The sequence below is a fragment of the Streptomyces sp. NPDC005408 genome (genome assembly GCF_040606445.1).
Lineage (GTDB): Bacteria > Actinomycetota > Actinomycetes > Streptomycetales > Streptomycetaceae > Streptomyces.
The window spans coordinates 23398-37452 of record NZ_JBEXEX010000022.1 but is presented as its reverse complement, the minus strand read 5'-3'; the positions used below and the strand labels follow the sequence as shown (position 1 = coordinate 37452).

At 69.8% G+C, this 14055-nt stretch carries 14 protein-coding genes; 7 read left to right on the top strand and 7 right to left on the bottom strand.

The features are described 5' to 3' along the window. Positions 1-164 precede the first annotated feature (164 nt). Positions 165-1397, top strand: coding sequence for an MFS transporter (locus ABZS64_RS21385; protein WP_355831747.1), 1233 nt, complete (start codon positions 165-167; stop codon positions 1395-1397). A 7-nt stretch (positions 1398-1404) separates the two neighbouring features. Here the strand turns inward: ABZS64_RS21385 and ABZS64_RS21380 are convergent, their stop codons facing one another. Next, the gene (locus ABZS64_RS21380; protein WP_355831745.1) at positions 1405-1989 is read right to left on the bottom strand and encodes a suppressor of fused domain protein; all 585 of its coding nucleotides are present in this window, start codon (positions 1987-1989) and stop codon (positions 1405-1407) included. A gap of 413 nt (positions 1990-2402) precedes the next feature. Between ABZS64_RS21380 and ABZS64_RS21375 the strand changes: the two genes are divergently transcribed. Both ABZS64_RS21375 and ABZS64_RS21370 read left to right on the top strand, forming a co-directional pair. Beyond that, on the top strand, positions 2403-3518 hold the full coding sequence (locus tag ABZS64_RS21375) for a magnesium and cobalt transport protein CorA (protein ID WP_355831742.1): 1116 nt from the start codon (positions 2403-2405) through the stop codon (positions 3516-3518). Between the two features lie 13 nt (positions 3519-3531). Continuing rightward, positions 3532-4047 carry a hypothetical protein gene (locus ABZS64_RS21370; RefSeq protein WP_355831740.1) on the top strand — a complete coding sequence of 172 codons (516 nt, stop codon included), beginning with the start codon at positions 3532-3534 and terminating at the stop codon, positions 4045-4047. Positions 4048-4261: 214 nt separating this feature from the next. Here the strand turns inward: ABZS64_RS21370 and ABZS64_RS21365 are convergent, their stop codons facing one another. Further along, a complete protein-coding gene (locus tag ABZS64_RS21365; protein WP_355831737.1) occupies positions 4262-5026 on the bottom strand; it encodes a hypothetical protein in 765 nt (254 codons plus the stop codon). A 171-nt stretch (positions 5027-5197) separates the two neighbouring features. Here ABZS64_RS21365 and ABZS64_RS21360 point away from each other — a divergent pair, with 171 nt between their 5' ends. Genes ABZS64_RS21360 through ABZS64_RS21350 form a run of 3 tightly spaced genes read left to right on the top strand, consistent with a single transcriptional unit; the run spans position 5198 to position 8251 of the window. Further along, a complete protein-coding gene (locus ABZS64_RS21360; protein WP_355831735.1) occupies positions 5198-6490 on the top strand; it encodes a CBS domain-containing protein in 1293 nt (430 codons plus the stop codon). A 46-nt stretch (positions 6491-6536) separates the two neighbouring features. Further along, positions 6537-7073 (top strand): DUF1003 domain-containing protein, encoded by a 537-nt coding sequence (locus tag ABZS64_RS21355; protein ID WP_355831941.1) that lies wholly within the window; start codon positions 6537-6539, stop codon positions 7071-7073. A gap of 44 nt (positions 7074-7117) precedes the next feature. Next, positions 7118-8251 (top strand): Mrp/NBP35 family ATP-binding protein, encoded by a 1134-nt coding sequence (locus ABZS64_RS21350; RefSeq protein ID WP_355831732.1) that lies wholly within the window; start codon positions 7118-7120, stop codon positions 8249-8251. A 121-nt stretch (positions 8252-8372) separates the two neighbouring features. Here ABZS64_RS21350 and ABZS64_RS21345 read toward each other — a convergent pair whose 3' ends face one another. The 5 genes from ABZS64_RS21345 to sigE all read right to left on the bottom strand — a co-directional run bounded on the left by ABZS64_RS21345 (position 8373) and on the right by sigE (position 13221). After that, on the bottom strand, positions 8373-9065 hold the full coding sequence (locus tag ABZS64_RS21345; RefSeq protein ID WP_355831730.1) for a hypothetical protein: 693 nt from the start codon (positions 9063-9065) through the stop codon (positions 8373-8375). A 119-nt stretch (positions 9066-9184) separates the two neighbouring features. Then, positions 9185-9631 (bottom strand): sec-independent translocase, encoded by a 447-nt coding sequence (locus tag ABZS64_RS21340; RefSeq protein WP_355831728.1) that lies wholly within the window; start codon positions 9629-9631, stop codon positions 9185-9187. A 138-nt stretch (positions 9632-9769) separates the two neighbouring features. Continuing rightward, entirely contained in the window at positions 9770-11434 is a 1665-nt protein-coding gene (locus ABZS64_RS21335) for a trypsin-like peptidase domain-containing protein (RefSeq protein WP_355831725.1), read from the bottom strand. A 93-nt stretch (positions 11435-11527) separates the two neighbouring features. After that, positions 11528-12457 (bottom strand): zf-HC2 domain-containing protein, encoded by a 930-nt coding sequence (locus ABZS64_RS21330; protein WP_355831722.1) that lies wholly within the window; start codon positions 12455-12457, stop codon positions 11528-11530. Next, positions 12454-13221 carry an RNA polymerase sigma factor SigE gene (sigE, locus tag ABZS64_RS21325; protein WP_355831719.1) on the bottom strand — a complete coding sequence of 256 codons (768 nt, stop codon included), beginning with the start codon at positions 13219-13221 and terminating at the stop codon, positions 12454-12456. Before sigE ends, ABZS64_RS21330 begins: the two co-directional genes overlap by 4 nt. A 130-nt stretch (positions 13222-13351) precedes the next feature. Between sigE and ABZS64_RS21320 the strand changes: the two genes are divergently transcribed. Continuing rightward, entirely contained in the window at positions 13352-14029 is a 678-nt protein-coding gene (locus ABZS64_RS21320; RefSeq protein WP_355831938.1) for an O-methyltransferase, read from the top strand. The last annotated feature ends 26 nt before the right edge of the window (positions 14030-14055 follow it).

The following is a 14055-nucleotide window of genomic DNA, read 5'->3' as shown; positions in this document are numbered from 1 at the left end:
CACGGTCCTCCCCGGCCGTCGTCGCGTCAAGGACGATCACCCGTCCGGCGTGTGCTCCCACCAGCCGAAACTAGATGTAACTTGCATTCATTAGGGTGCCTAATTTATTGTATGTATATCGCAACGATTCGATCAGTCCAGCGGAGAAGCAGAGGAGCCGTTTCATGCGCGGAGAGGATCCGTTCGAAGAAGGAGCCACGAGCATCCTGCGTCAGCCGAAGGCCGTCTGGGCCACGGCAGGCGCGTCCGTCGTCGCCTTCATGGGGATCGGCCTGGTGGACCCGATCCTGCCGTCCATCGCCAAGGGCCTGGACGCGACGCCCAGCCAGGTCTCGCTGCTCTTCACCTCGTACTTCCTGATCACCGCCGTGGCCATGCTGGTCACCGGCTACGTCTCCAGCCGCATCGGCGGCCGCAAGACGCTGCTGGCCGGTCTCGCACTCGTCATCGTCTTCGCCGCACTGTCCGGCACCTCGGGATCGGTCGGCGAGCTGGTCGGCTTCCGGGCCGGCTGGGGTCTGGGCAACGCGCTCTTCGTCTCGACCTCACTCGCCGTCATCGTCGGCGCCGCGGCCGGCGGCAGCGCAGCGGCGATCCTGCTGTACGAGTCGGCTCTCGGCCTCGGCATGGCCTGCGGGCCGCTGCTCGGTGCCCTGCTCGGCGACGCCAGCTGGCGCTATCCGTTCTTCGGCACGGCCGCACTGATGGCGATCGGCTTCCTGTGCATCACGGCCCTCCTCAAGGAGCAGCCGAAGCCCGCGCGCAAGACCTCGCTGCTCGACCCGGTGAAGGCGCTCGGGCACGGCGGACTCGCCTCCGCCGCCGCGTCGGCGTTCTTCTACAACTACGCGTTCTTCACGGTTCTGGCCTTCACGCCGTTCGTGCTGAACATGACCCCGTACACGTCGGGCGCGGTCTTCTTCGCCTGGGGTGTGCTACTCGCGGTCTTCTCGGTTCTGGTCGCGCCCCGGCTGCAGGCACGCTTCGGGTCGCTCAAGGTGCTCGGCGGATCGCTGGTGCTGCTCGCGGTCGACCTGCTGGTGCTCGGATACGGCAATCACACGGTGGCCGTCGTAGGGACGATCGTCTCCGGCGCCTTCATCGGCCTGAACAACACCGTCTACACCGAGCTCGCGCTGGGCGTCTCGGACGCGCCCCGGCCGGTGGCCAGCGCCGGTTACAACTTCGTGCGCTGGTTCGCGGCGGCCGCGGCGCCCTACTTCGCGCCGAAGATCGAGGAGTGGACCGACATCCACATCCCGTTCGTGGTCGCGGCGGTCGCAGCGGTGACCGGCGCGGGCATCGTCTGGGCGCGGCGGGCCTCGCTGAGCCACGAGGCGGAGGAGCACCGGCCGCTGCACGCGACCGAGGACAGTGTGACCGTCTTCGCCAACTAGTGAGAAATCACTCGAGAGTTACGGACCTGCGCAGCGGATCGCGCAGGTCCGTACCGTGCGTCAGCCAGCGCTCCTGGAGCTCCTGTGCGCCGTGCACCCGCTTCCAGGCCGCCTCGTTCGACGTCATCGGCAGCAGCGGCAGAAAGCGCACCGGGTCCATCGGATCGTCCAGTTCCAGATCCTCGACCAGACCGCCCGGTTCTGCGACGAGCACCGAGCTGAACGGTGCGGAAGGCCAGAGCGGACCACCGACGTCCAGCGAGGCGCCGGGAGCCACCACCACGCCCTCGACCTGCGGGGACGCGGCCAGTACGGCGAGAGGCCGCAGCACCTTGTCGGTATCGGCGAGCCCGGCCCGTACGGACAGGACCAGCTCCGCGCGCGGCCCCTTCACCGGGTCGGCGAGGGCCTCGGCGGGGTCCGTCATCGGATTCGCGGACATGCCGAGCGTGGCGTAGCGGACGATGTCCCCGTCCATGAAACGCAGTACCTCGATGCGGTCCGTACCGAGGAAGGTCACCGCGGCGCGCGCGTCCGGCTCGCCCAGTGCCGTACGCAGCCGGGCCTCGACCAGAGCAAGAACATCTTCCATGTCGCGAGCATAAAGCGCGTATGGAACGGGCAAAACAAGGGATTGGCCCTCTGTCGGCTGATAGTCTTGGCCGCTGGTCGGGACGGCACGCAGGAGCGTTCTTTCAGTCCCGACGACACGTCATCCCCCACGGGGGACCGGCCGGAGGAGGTGGGGTCTGCGGTGGATCGAAGTCGACCGTGCAGTACCAACCGCTCTTCCGCACGACACCTCTCCTTGGTGATCTGAGGCCTTCCCGCACGGGGCCCGCGGCATTTCGCACGACGGAAGAGCACTTCGTTTTTGCCTGTCTGTAGCGAACGCCGTCACCGCGAATCCCGCGGTGCCGCCCGCTTTGCGGACGTATGCATCACGTCCTCATTCCGGGCTGTGCCACGCCACCCGCCGACGGCCTCTCCGTGAAGGAGCCAGCCATGTCGATGATCCGTGACCTGCGTGCAGCAGTGCGCCCGTCCCTGCGCAAGAGCAGCACCCCGTACAGCACGTACGACACCACCCGCGACCCCTCCGCCTCCAGTGCCGTCGTCGACTGCGCGGTCTACCGCGACGGCAAGCGGCTGGACACCGACGTCTGCCAGACGCCGCACGAGGCGATGCTGCGGGTGCGCGAGGGCGGCGGCTTCGCATGGATCGGGCTGCACGAGCCGACGGAAGCTGAATTCGCGGGTATCGCGGCGGAGTTCGGGCTGCACCCGCTGGCCGTCGAGGACGCGGTCCACGCCCACCAGCGGCCCAAGCTGGAGCGGTACGACGACACGCTGTTCACCGTCTTCAAGACGATCCACTACGTCGAGCACGCCGAGCTCACGGCGACGAGCGAGGTCGTCGAGACCGGTGAGGTGATGTGCTTCACCGGCCGGGACTTCGTCATCACGGTGCGCCACGGCGGCAAGGGCTCGCTGCGGGCGCTCCGGCACCGGCTCGAGGAGGACACCGAGCTGCTCGCCAAAGGGCCGTCCTCGGTGCTGCACTCCATCGCCGACCATGTGGTGGACGGGTACATCGCGGTGGCCGCGGCGGTGCAGGACGACATCGACGAGGTCGAGATCGATGTCTTCTCGGCGCCGGCGAAGGGCAGCCCACGCGGCAGCGACGCCGGGCGGATCTACCAGCTCAAGCGTGAGGTCCTGGAATTCAAGCGAGCCGTGTCACCGCTGCTGCGGCCGATGCAGCTGCTGAGCGAGCGGCCGATGCGGCTGATCGACCCGGACATCCAGAAGTACTTCCGCGATGTCGCCGACCACCTCGCCCGGGTGCAGGAAGAGGTCATCGGCTTCGACGAGCTGCTGAACTCCATCCTCCAGGCCAACCTCGCGCAGGCGACGGTCGCGCAGAACGAGGACATGCGCAAGATCACCTCCTGGGCGGCGATCATCGCCGTGCCGACGGCGGTCTGCGGGGTCTACGGCATGAACTTCGACCACATGCCGGAGCTGCACTGGAAGTACGGCTATCCCCTGGTGCTCACCGGCATCATCGGGCTCTGCCTCGCGATCCACCGCACCCTGAAGCGCAACGGCTGGCTGTAGATAGGCTGCCCGCATGACTGAACAACTGCTCGGCCCGGCGCTCATCGAGGAGGCCACGAAGAAGTCCGGCCTCGTCTGGGTGCGCGGCGGGGGTCCCGCGCGGGCCCTGTGGCACGTCTGGCACGACGGTGCCGCGCATGTCGTGGGCGACGGTCCCGGCGAGCAGCCCCTGCCGCAGTTGGCGGACGGCGCGACGGCCGAGGTCACGGTCCGCAGCAAGGACAAGGGCGGCCGCCTGATCGTCTGGACGGCGACGGTGAGCGAGCTGGAGCCGCACTCCGAGGCCTGGGAGTCGGCTGTCGCCGAACTGAAGGGCAAGCGCCTGAACGCGCCGGACGCGGAGCAGATGACGGAGCGCTGGGCGCGTGAGTGCCGGGTGCTGCGCCTTGAGCCGGGGGCGGCGTCGACGACGGACTTCCCCGACGATTCGGGGGCGGCGGCGCCACTGCCGACGACGGCGACCACCCGCCGGCCGGCGCCTGCGGGCCTGCCGCGCCTGCTCCTGAAGCGCAAGCAGAAGCGCAGCTAGGGCCTGTCGTTTGGATCAGGCCGGATCAGGAAGCGGCCCGCCGCGGAGCGGCTGATGTCACTGCGGTGCGTGCGATCGCAAGGCGGAGGAAGGAGCCGACGCGGAGCGTCGGCGACTGACGACAACGCGGCGTGGGGGCACCTCCCGTGCCCGAAGGGCTACGGGGGAGCGCGCGCCAGGGCACGCGAGCCCGGCAAGATCCGAACGACAGGCCCTAGTCTCTGGTCTTCGGCAACTTCTGGCCGTAGTCCACCGTCTCGTCCTTCGACGGCGCGGCCAGCGCGAAGTCCTTGTCCCAGTCCCCCAGCGTCAGCACACCCGCCCCGCCCGCGCGCGCGAACTGGAGCGGATACGGCTTGCCCTCCAGCGAGACGTCGAGCGTGCCGCCCGCGCCCTCGCCCGCCATGACCTTGATCGTGCGGACGCCGCCCACCTGCGTACGGTCGCCCTTGCTGAGTTCGCCCTGCATGCCGAGCAGGCCCTCCAGCAGCACATCCATGTCCGTGAAGCCGCGGAACTGCTTGTACGCCGGGTCCCCGGAGGGAACCTTCACGTACTTGTCGTTGAGCTTGCCCGCCACCTCCGCGTCGCTCTTGCTCGGCTTCCCGTCGCCCTTGCCGTCCGCGTGGCTCCAGAAGCCCGCGTCGGCCTTCAGATAGAGCGCGTCCCCGATCCGCAGCAGTTCGAAGGTGTTGTCCTTCGAGGTGACCGAGCCGGTGCCGCCGTCGTGCTTGAGGCGCATGTTGAGCTTGTACGTACCGCCCTTGCTGACCAGCGTCCCGGAGAGCCGAACCGAAGCCGCCGCGTCCGCCGTGGCGCGCGCCTTGGTCTCGATCTCGTCCGCGGAGAGCTTGCCGACTCCGTTGGTCCCCGCGTCCGGATCCTCGCTGCACGCCGTGAGTACCGCGATCAGCCCGGCGCACAGCGCCATGGAGAGCGCGGCCCGGCGGCCCCGGGAAACCGGAGGGAGGGGAGTCACAACCACTGCCTCTCATCTGCGTGTCGTGGTGGCAGATCGCAGCGTACCCGTGCTGAGGACATCGATCGGAAGGGTCCCGTCCGGACGCCCAGCCAGGGCATCCCGGAACGGTACGGGCTAGCCTGAAGCCCTCAAACAGCGGCATTCACGGGCAAAGAGGAGGCGGGGAGCATGGCGGCAGGCGCCCCCCGGATCTTTGTCTCCCACCTCGCCGGTGTGCCTGTCTTCGACCCCCACGGAGACCAGGTGGGACGCGTGCGCGACCTGGTCGCGATGCTGCGCGTCGGACGCCGGCCGCCGCGGCTGCTCGGCATGGTCGTCGAGGTGCTCAGCCGCCGCCGGATCTTCCTCCCGATGACCCGGGTCACGGGCGTGGAGTCGGGCCAGGTCATCACCACCGGCGTACTGAACATGCGCCGCTTCGAGCAGCGCCCCACCGAACGGCTGGTGCTGGGCGAGCTGCTGGACCGGCGCGTACGGCTCGTGGAGACCGACGAGGAGGCCACCGTCCTCGACGTCTCGATCCAGCAGCTGCCCGCCCGCCGCGACTGGGAGATCGACAAGGTCTTCGTGCGCAAGGGAAAGCCCGGGGCGCTGCGCCGCAAGGGCGAGACGCTGACCGTCGAGTGGTCGACCGTGACCGGCTTCTCGCTGGAGGAGCACGGGCAGGGTGCGGAGAGTCTCCTGGCGACCTTCGAGCAGCTGCGCCCTGCCGACCTCGCCAATGTGCTGCACCATCTCTCGCCGAAGCGGCGTGCCGAGGTCGCGGCCGCCCTCGACGACGACCGGCTCGCGGATGTACTGGAGGAGCTGCCCGACGACGACCAGGTGGAGATCCTCGGCAAGCTCAAGGAGGAGCGCGCGGCGGACGTCCTGGAGGCGATGGACCCGGACGATGCGGCCGACCTGCTCTCGGAGCTCCCCGAGGAGGACAAGGAGCGGCTGCTCACGCTGATGCGGCCGGACGACGCCGCCGATGTGCGGCGGCTGCTGTCGTACGAGGAGCGGACGGCGGGCGGTCTGATGACCACCGAGCCGATCGTGCTGCGCCCGGACGCGACGGTCGCGGACGCGCTCGCCCGCGTACGGCAGCAGGACCTCTCCCCCGCGCTCGCCGCGCAGGTGTACGTGTGCAGGCCGCCGGACGAGACGCCGACGGGCAAGTACCTGGGCACGGTGCACTTCCAGCGGCTCCTGCGGGACCCGCCGTTCACGCTGGTCAGCTCGATCGTGGACAGCGATCTGCCGCCGCTCGCGCCGGACACCCCGCTCCCCGCGGTGACCAGCTATCTCGCGGCGTACAACATGGTGGCGGCGCCCGTCGTCGACGAGAGCGGATCGCTGCTGGGGGCGGTGACCGTCGACGACGTACTCGACCATCTGCTGCCGGAGGACTGGCGGGAGACGGATTTCGAGGAGTCCGCCCGCGAGGAATCCGCCCGCGAGGAGTCCGCCCATGGGTAGCGGCAGCGAGTACGGGCTGAGCGAGCGCGGCGAGCCGAAGGAGCGCATGCCGGCCGGGGCGAGTGCCGTGCGCCGCAGGGTCCGGCTCGATGTGCCGCGCGCGCCACGGCGCAGGCTGCTGCCGGACTACGACCCCGAGGCCCTCGGCCGGTTCTCGGAGAAGACTGCCCGCTTCCTGGGAACCGGGCGGTTCATCGCCTGGATGACGGTGATCGTCGTCGTGTGGGTCGTGTGGAACGTCTCCGCTCCCAGTGATCTCCGCTTCGACGAGTACCCGTTCATCTTCCTGACGCTGATGCTGTCGCTGCAGGCGTCGTACGCGGCCCCGCTGATCCTGCTGGCGCAGAACCGCCAGGACGACCGCGACAGGGTCACCTACGAGCAGGACCGCAAGCAGAACGAGCGCTCCATCGCGGACACCGAGTATCTGACCCGGGAGATCGCCGCGCTGCGGATGGGACTCGGCGAGGTCGCCACCCGGGACTGGATCCGCACCGAATTCCAGGACTTGATGAAGGAGATGGACGAGCGGCGTCTATTCCCGTCCGAGCGCACGGACGGGAGTGACGAAGGCGACCGCTGACAGGGCTTACCGGGGGTGGCGGTCGGCGCCGTACCATCGTCCGTATGGCTACGGAAGACGCGGTGCTTGAAGCACTGGCGACGGTGAACGACCCAGAGATCAACCGACCGATCACCGACCTCGGCATGGTCAAATCGGTCGAGATCGGGGCGGACGGGGCGGTCGCCGTCACGGTGTATCTCACCGTCTCCGGCTGCCCGATGCGCGAGACGATCACCAAGAATGTAACCGACGCGGTCGCGCGGGTCGAAGGCGTCACGCGCGTCGACGTCTCGCTGGACGTGATGGGCGACGAGCAGCGGCGCGAGCTGGCGGCCTCGCTGCGCGGCGGGACGGCGGAGCGCGAGGTGCCGTTTGCCCAGCCGGGCTCGCTGACCAGGGTGTACGCGGTGGCCTCGGGCAAGGGCGGCGTCGGCAAGTCCTCCGTGACCGTGAACCTGGCGGCGTCGATGGCGGCCGACGGGCTGAAGGTCGGCGTCGTGGACGCGGACATCTACGGCCACAGCGTGCCGCGCATGCTGGGTGCGGACGGCCGTCCCACCCAGGTCGAGAACATGATCATGCCGCCGTCGGCGAACGGCGTGAAGGTCATCTCGATCGGGATGTTCACCCCGGGCAACGCCCCGGTGGTGTGGCGCGGCCCAATGCTTCACCGCGCGCTTCAGCAGTTCCTCGCGGATGTGTACTGGGGCGACCTGGACGTGCTGCTGCTCGACCTGCCGCCGGGCACCGGCGACATCGCGATCTCCGTGGCGCAGCTGGTGCCGAACGCCGAGATCCTGGTGGTCACCACCCCGCAGCAGGCTGCCGCGGAGGTGGCCGAGCGGGCCGGTTCGATCGCCGTGCAGACCCACCAGAAGATCGTGGGCGTCGTCGAGAACATGTCGGGCATGCCCTGCCCGCACTGCGACGAGATGGTCGACGTCTTCGGCTCGGGTGGCGGCCAGCGGGTCGCCGAGGGGCTGACGAAGACGACGGGCGCGAATGTGCCGGTGCTGGGCTCAATCCCGATCGACGTCCGGCTGCGCGAGGGCGGCGACGAGGGCAAGCCGGTCGTCCTGACCGACCCGGATTCGCCCGCGGGCGCGGCGCTGCGGGCGATCGCGGGCAAGCTGGGCGGCCGCGCGCGCGGACTGTCCGGCATGTCGCTGGGCATCACGCCGCGCAACAAGTTCTGACCTGGGTTGTGGGCAATCGTTCCGCGGGGCGGAACGATCGGGCACAACCGACGACCGGCCTGCACGGTCCGCACATGCGTGAAGGGCACCGCTCGACGAGCGGTGCCCTTCGTCATGCTGCCTACGCGTACGCGCCCAGGTCCTGGACCACCGCGAAGCCCAGCCCGTACGCGCTCATCCCCCGCCCGTACGCACCGATGTGCACACCCGTCCGCGTCGACCCGGCCAGAACCCAGCCGAACTCCGACTCGCGGTAGTGGAAGGAGGTCGGCTCACCGTCCACCGGCAGCGAGAGCATCGACCAGGCCTCTCCGTGCAGATCGTCGGCCAGCTCGAACGCGGTCTCGGTCTGCTGGTCCAGCCAGTCGTCGCGCAGCGAGTGGTCCAACTGGCCGGGCCAGGTGTGGGCCAGGAGCCCCGAGCCGGCCAGCCAGGCCGCCGAGGAGGCCGTGGTGGCGTCCAGGACGCCCGTGCCGTCACCGCTGCGGCGTACCGGGCTCGCCGCCACGGTGATGACCGCCGCGAAACGCTCCCTCTCCGTGCCGCCGGCCTCCGACCGTATCGACGGCTCGTCGCCGTGGCCCGTCGCGCCGTGCTGCACCGTGCCGTCCGCCGCGGTGCCGACCTGCATCAGCCGGCGCGGGCCCGTGAAGGCCTCGTCGAGGCCGTACCAGGGGAAGGACGCACGCAGGTACTCGTCGACCGCGCGCCGGGGCGGCGTCCCCGCCGGTGCCTCCGCGAGCGGGCGCTGCCCGCCGGGGGCAGGGGAATCGCTGACCGTGCCTTGCGCCGCCAGCCGACTTGTCGTCTCCATCTACCCGGCCGCCTCCTCTGTGTCCGAGGCCCGGAGCGGACCCGCCCCCCTCGGGCGTCCTCACTGCCGGACAGATGGAGAATAGCCACCCTGTCCCGGCTCGCAGGGATTGACGGTACTCAGGTGGCGTCTGCGTCGAAGGGCGGTCGCTCGTCCTGATCGAGCTTTTCGCGCTTCTTGAGCAGGTCGGGGGTGCCGGGCGAGCCATTGACGGCGGCAGGAACCGATGTGTCGGATTCCTTGCTGTTCACCGCATCGGCGACCTCGTTGATCTCCTTCTTGAGGTCGAAGCTGCTGCGGAGGTCCTTGAGATCCTTCAGGTCCTCGTTCTCGTTCAGCTGCTTGCGGATGAACGCCTTCGGGTTGAGGTCCTCGAACTCGAAATCCTTGAACTCCGGCCCCAGTTCGCTGCGAATGTCCTGCTTCGCGCTCTCGGAGAACTCGCGGATCTTCCGGATGAAGCGGGTGACGTCCTGGATGACCTTCGGCAGCTTGTCGGGGCCGAAGATGAGCACGGCGAGCACCACGAGCGCCACCAGCTCCAGTGCGCCTATGTCATTGAACACCCTGCTGCTCCTCGTGTTCTCTGTGGCCCGCAGGTCGGATGGGGTCCGGGCCCGATCCACGGTACCCGCCGGAACTGTCCGCGCGGTACCTTCCCGCGACCCGTGCCGGACCCTGTGTCTTCGGCGTTTCGCTGTACGTCATGTGCCGGACGCGGAGCCGAGCGTGAGGGTCATCGTCCGTTCACGGCCGCCGCGCACCAGGGTCAGCTTGAGCCGGTCGCCGGGGCGGTGGGAGCGGATCTTCACTATCAGCTCCTCGCCGCTGTGGACGCGCTGGCCGTCGACCTTGGTGATGATGTCGCCCGGCTTGATACCGGCCTTGGCGCCGGGGCCCTTGGGCGAGACGGACGGCGTGCCGTCCTTGCCCTTGTCGCCGACGCGGGCGCCGTCGCCGGTGTACTTCATGTCGAGGCTGACGCCGATCACCGGATGGGTCGCCTTGCCGGTGTTGATCAGCTCCTCGGCGACGCGCTTGCCCTGGTTGATCGGGATGGCGAAGCCGAGACCGATGGAACCGGCCTGTCCACCCTCGGGACCCGAGCCGGTGTCGGCGGCGCGGATGGCGCTGTTGATGCCGATGACGTGGGCCTTGGTGTCCACCAGCGGGCCGCCCGAATTGCCGGGGTTTATCGGGGCGTCGGTCTGGAGCGCGTCGACATAGCTGACATCGCTGCCGTCGCCCTTCTCGCCGCCCGCGGTGATCGGGCGCTCCTTGGCGCTGATGATGCCGGAGGTCACGGTGTTCTGGAGGTCGAAGGGCGCGCCGATGGCCACGACCGGGTCGCCGACCTGCACGCTGTCGGAGTTGCCGAGGGGCAGGGGCTTGAGGTTCGAGACGCCGGAGACCTTGACCACGGCGAGGTCGTAGCCGCTGTCCTTGCCGACGAGCGTCGCCTTGGCGGTCTCGCCGCCGCTGAAGGTGACGGAGATGTCGCCGGAGGAACCGGCCGGGTCGACGACATGGTTGTTCGTCAGGATGTGGCCCTGCTGGTCGAGTACGAAGCCGGTGCCGGTGCCCTGTTCGCCGCTGCCGCTGACATGGAGGGTGACGACGCTCGGCAGCGCGCTGGCGGCGATGCCCGCGACGCTGTCGGGTGCGCGGTTGCCGTTGTCCTTGGGCGCCTGTGGGAGTTCGAGGTCGGTGATGCCGCCGTTGCGTTCGATGTACGCGCCGATGCCGCCGCCGATGCCGCCCGCGACCAGCGCCAGCAGGACGGCCCCGACGAGCAGCGATCCGCGTCGTCGCTGCTTCTTGGCGGGTTCACCGGGGTGGGTCAGCGGCTGGCCGGGGGTGCTCCATGGGTCGTACTGCAGCCAGAGGGAGGTGCCCGGCTGGGCCGGGACCTGGGGCTGGGGCTGCGGGTGCTGCTGGGCATGCGGCTGAAGCTGATCGTGAGGCTGGGCATGCGGCTGAGGTTCGGGCGGCGGGGCGTATCCGCCGCCGCTGCCCCCTGCCGGTGCCGTGCCGTTCGACGCGGGGTACTGCGGCGGTACGGGAGTGCCCTGCGCCGGCGTCGGCACCGGATGCTGTACGTGCGGTGCCGGCGCCCACGGCCCCGGCTCGCCGTACGGCGGGGTGCTGTACTCGTCGGGCTGGTGCTGCGGCTTCGCCCTGGCCTGCGCGGGAGTGGGCGGAAGCTCCGCCGTGACCTCGGTGTCCGCTACCTCCTCGGGCACAGGCACCAACGCAGGTTCAGGCGCCGGCACCGGCTCCTGAATCTGCGCCTCCGAGTGGGTCGCACGTGCCGCGCTGGGCCGGCTCCACCACTTCGCCTTCGGTCCGGTGGGCTTCCCGTCGTCCATGCTCTCCCCGCAAACTGCCGGCCACTGCGCACCCCCGTGGGGCACCCCTCAGAGGATTCAACCAGGTTTGCGAATCTGCGCGCAGGGTCCCCGTCAGTGCTGGGGCGGCAGGGGCCGAGCAGACTGCGTCGGAGCAGCGTGATGTGTGGGGACGGGTGTGGCCGTCGGGGTGGGACCGGGATCGGTGGCGAGCTGGAAAGCGGAGCCCGCGGGCCGTATCAGCGGCGGCCTGGAGAGCGAGGTGTCCGTCAGCATCGGTGCGGAGAAGGGGTGGTTGAGCGGCGCGGCAGGGGCCAGCAGGCTGGGCGCCCCGGCAATCACCGGCCGGTTGTCCGATCGGCCAAGGCCGTTGCCCCCGCTGCGGCGGCGCTCGGCGTCCGTACTCCGGATGCCGCTCACCCCGGAACCCGAACCGGTGGGCGAGCGCAACGGCGTGACGTTGTTCCCCGAGCCCTCGCCCCTGGGGCCCGCCTGGACCGAGCCGTCCAGCGGGATGGCCCCGCCGAGGGCGATCGCAGCGAACGAGACCGCGCTTGCGGCCGCGAAGGCGAACCTGCGCCCGCGCCAGGGCGAGCGCTCCGCTTCCGAGCGCCCGACGTCATGGATCCGGAAGCCGCCGGATCCACCGGGAAGCACGGCCGCGTGCGCGCCCGTGGGGACGTACCCGAAGGTCTGGGTGCGGGAGTCGCGGGCCTGCCCCGACGAGGGGTTCAGTGCTCCGAAAACGGAGTCGGCGATCCGCCCCCCGTCGAAAGGACCCCCCCGGCCGTCGTCGTCACCTCCGGGTCCCGCGGGCAGCCCCTGGAGCCGCGCGAGCAGCCCCTCGGAAGGCGGCGGCGGCGCGGTGTGCGCGAAGACGTTCTTCAGGCGGCGCTGGGCATCGGCCTCGGCCTTGCACTTGGGACAGGTCGCCAGATGGGCCAGCACCCGGTCCCGGACGTCGTGTTTCAGCTCGCCGTCGACAAGCGCGGCGAGCCGGTCCCCCAGGTGCTGCTCCGCAGGGGTGGGACTTGAGCCGCTCACGCCGGTCCGCCCTCCCCTGCCAGGCCGAGCGCACCCGCCGGCATGCGCTGCTCCGCACGGGCCTCCGGGGAACGGTGCTGCAGAGCCTTGCGCAGATGGGACCGGCCGCGGTGGATGCGGCTGCGGACGGTGCCGAGCTTGACGCCGAGGGTCGCGGCGATCTCCTCGTACGAGAGCCCCTCGATGTCACAGAGGACCACGGCCGCACGGAACTCCGGCGCGAGGGTGTCCAGCGCCTGCTGCACATCGGCGTCGAAGTGGGTGTCGTTGAAGACCTGCTGCGGGGACGGCTCACGGCTGGGCAGCCGCTCGGCCGCGTCGTCGCCGAGCGCGTCGAAGCGGATGCGCTGCTTGCGGCGGACCATGTCCAGGAACAGGTTCGTGGTGATCCGGTGGAGCCAGCCCTCGAAGGTGCCGGGAGTGTACGTCGACAACGAGCGGAAGACCCGGACGAAGACCTCCTGGGTGAGGTCCTCCGCGTCGTGCTGGTTGCCCGTCAGTCGGTAAGCGAGGCGGTAGACCCGGCCGCTGTGCGTGCTGACGATCTCCTCCCAGGTGGGAGGCGTCCACGCCTGCGATTCCGCATCCGATGCGAAGGTCGCGGTTGCTGCGGAGTCGTTGGTGCGGGACTGGTCAGCAATGTAGGTCACGGATCTCGGCTCACCCGACGACCTGAGGAAGCGCCTCAGCACTCCTCTCCGATCCGCAGGTGCAGCCGCACCTCCCCTGTCGGCTCTGGTGGTGTCCAGCGGAGCCCCTACCATAGCCACCTCGCCCGTTAGCTCCGGATAAGAATCTTTACGCGAATTTGGGTGCTGCTTCCGGTCTTGATCCATGTGCTTCCCCCGTCCTTCATAACGCCTGGTCCCATCTGCGGGTTCCCGGGTGCAGCGGATACAGTCAGCGTCGCGCCAACTACGGGGACGGGAGAGGGTCATTACCGCCAACCGGCAGACGAGCTGGGCGTTCGCCGACGCCTTTGTCGCCGAGGACGACGCGCTGCGCTGGGCCCGTGACCGGGCCCGGGAGTCAGGGCTGCGCTCGGTGTCACCAGGCACGGGCGCCGCGCTGCGACTGCTGGCTGCCACGGCTGACGCGAAAGCGGTGGCCGAAATCGGTACGGGGACGGGTGTCTCCGGGATCTATCTGCTGCACGGCATGCGGCCCGACGGCGTACTGACCACGGTGGACCCCGAGCCGGACCGTCAGCAGTTCGCCAAGCAGGCGTTCCGTGCGGCGGGCTTCGCGGGGAACCGGGCCCGCTTCATCCCCGGCCGGGCGCTGGACGTCCTTCCGCGGCTGGCGGACGGCGGGTACGACCTCGTGTTCTGCGACGGCGACCGGATGGAGTCGCTGGACTGTCTCGCTGAATCGTTGCGCCTGCTGCGACCTGGCGGTCTGGTGTGCTTCGAGGGCGTTTTCTCGGACGGCCGCACGGTGGATTCGGCGGCCCAGCCGGCAGAGGTGCTGCGCGTACGGGAGCTGCTGCGAGCGGTCCGCGAAAGCCAGGAGCTGCTGTCGTCACTGCTCCCGGTTGGCGACGGCCTGCTCTGCGCGGTCCGCCGGGGCTGAGTTTCCAGGGGTGGAATCACATTGCC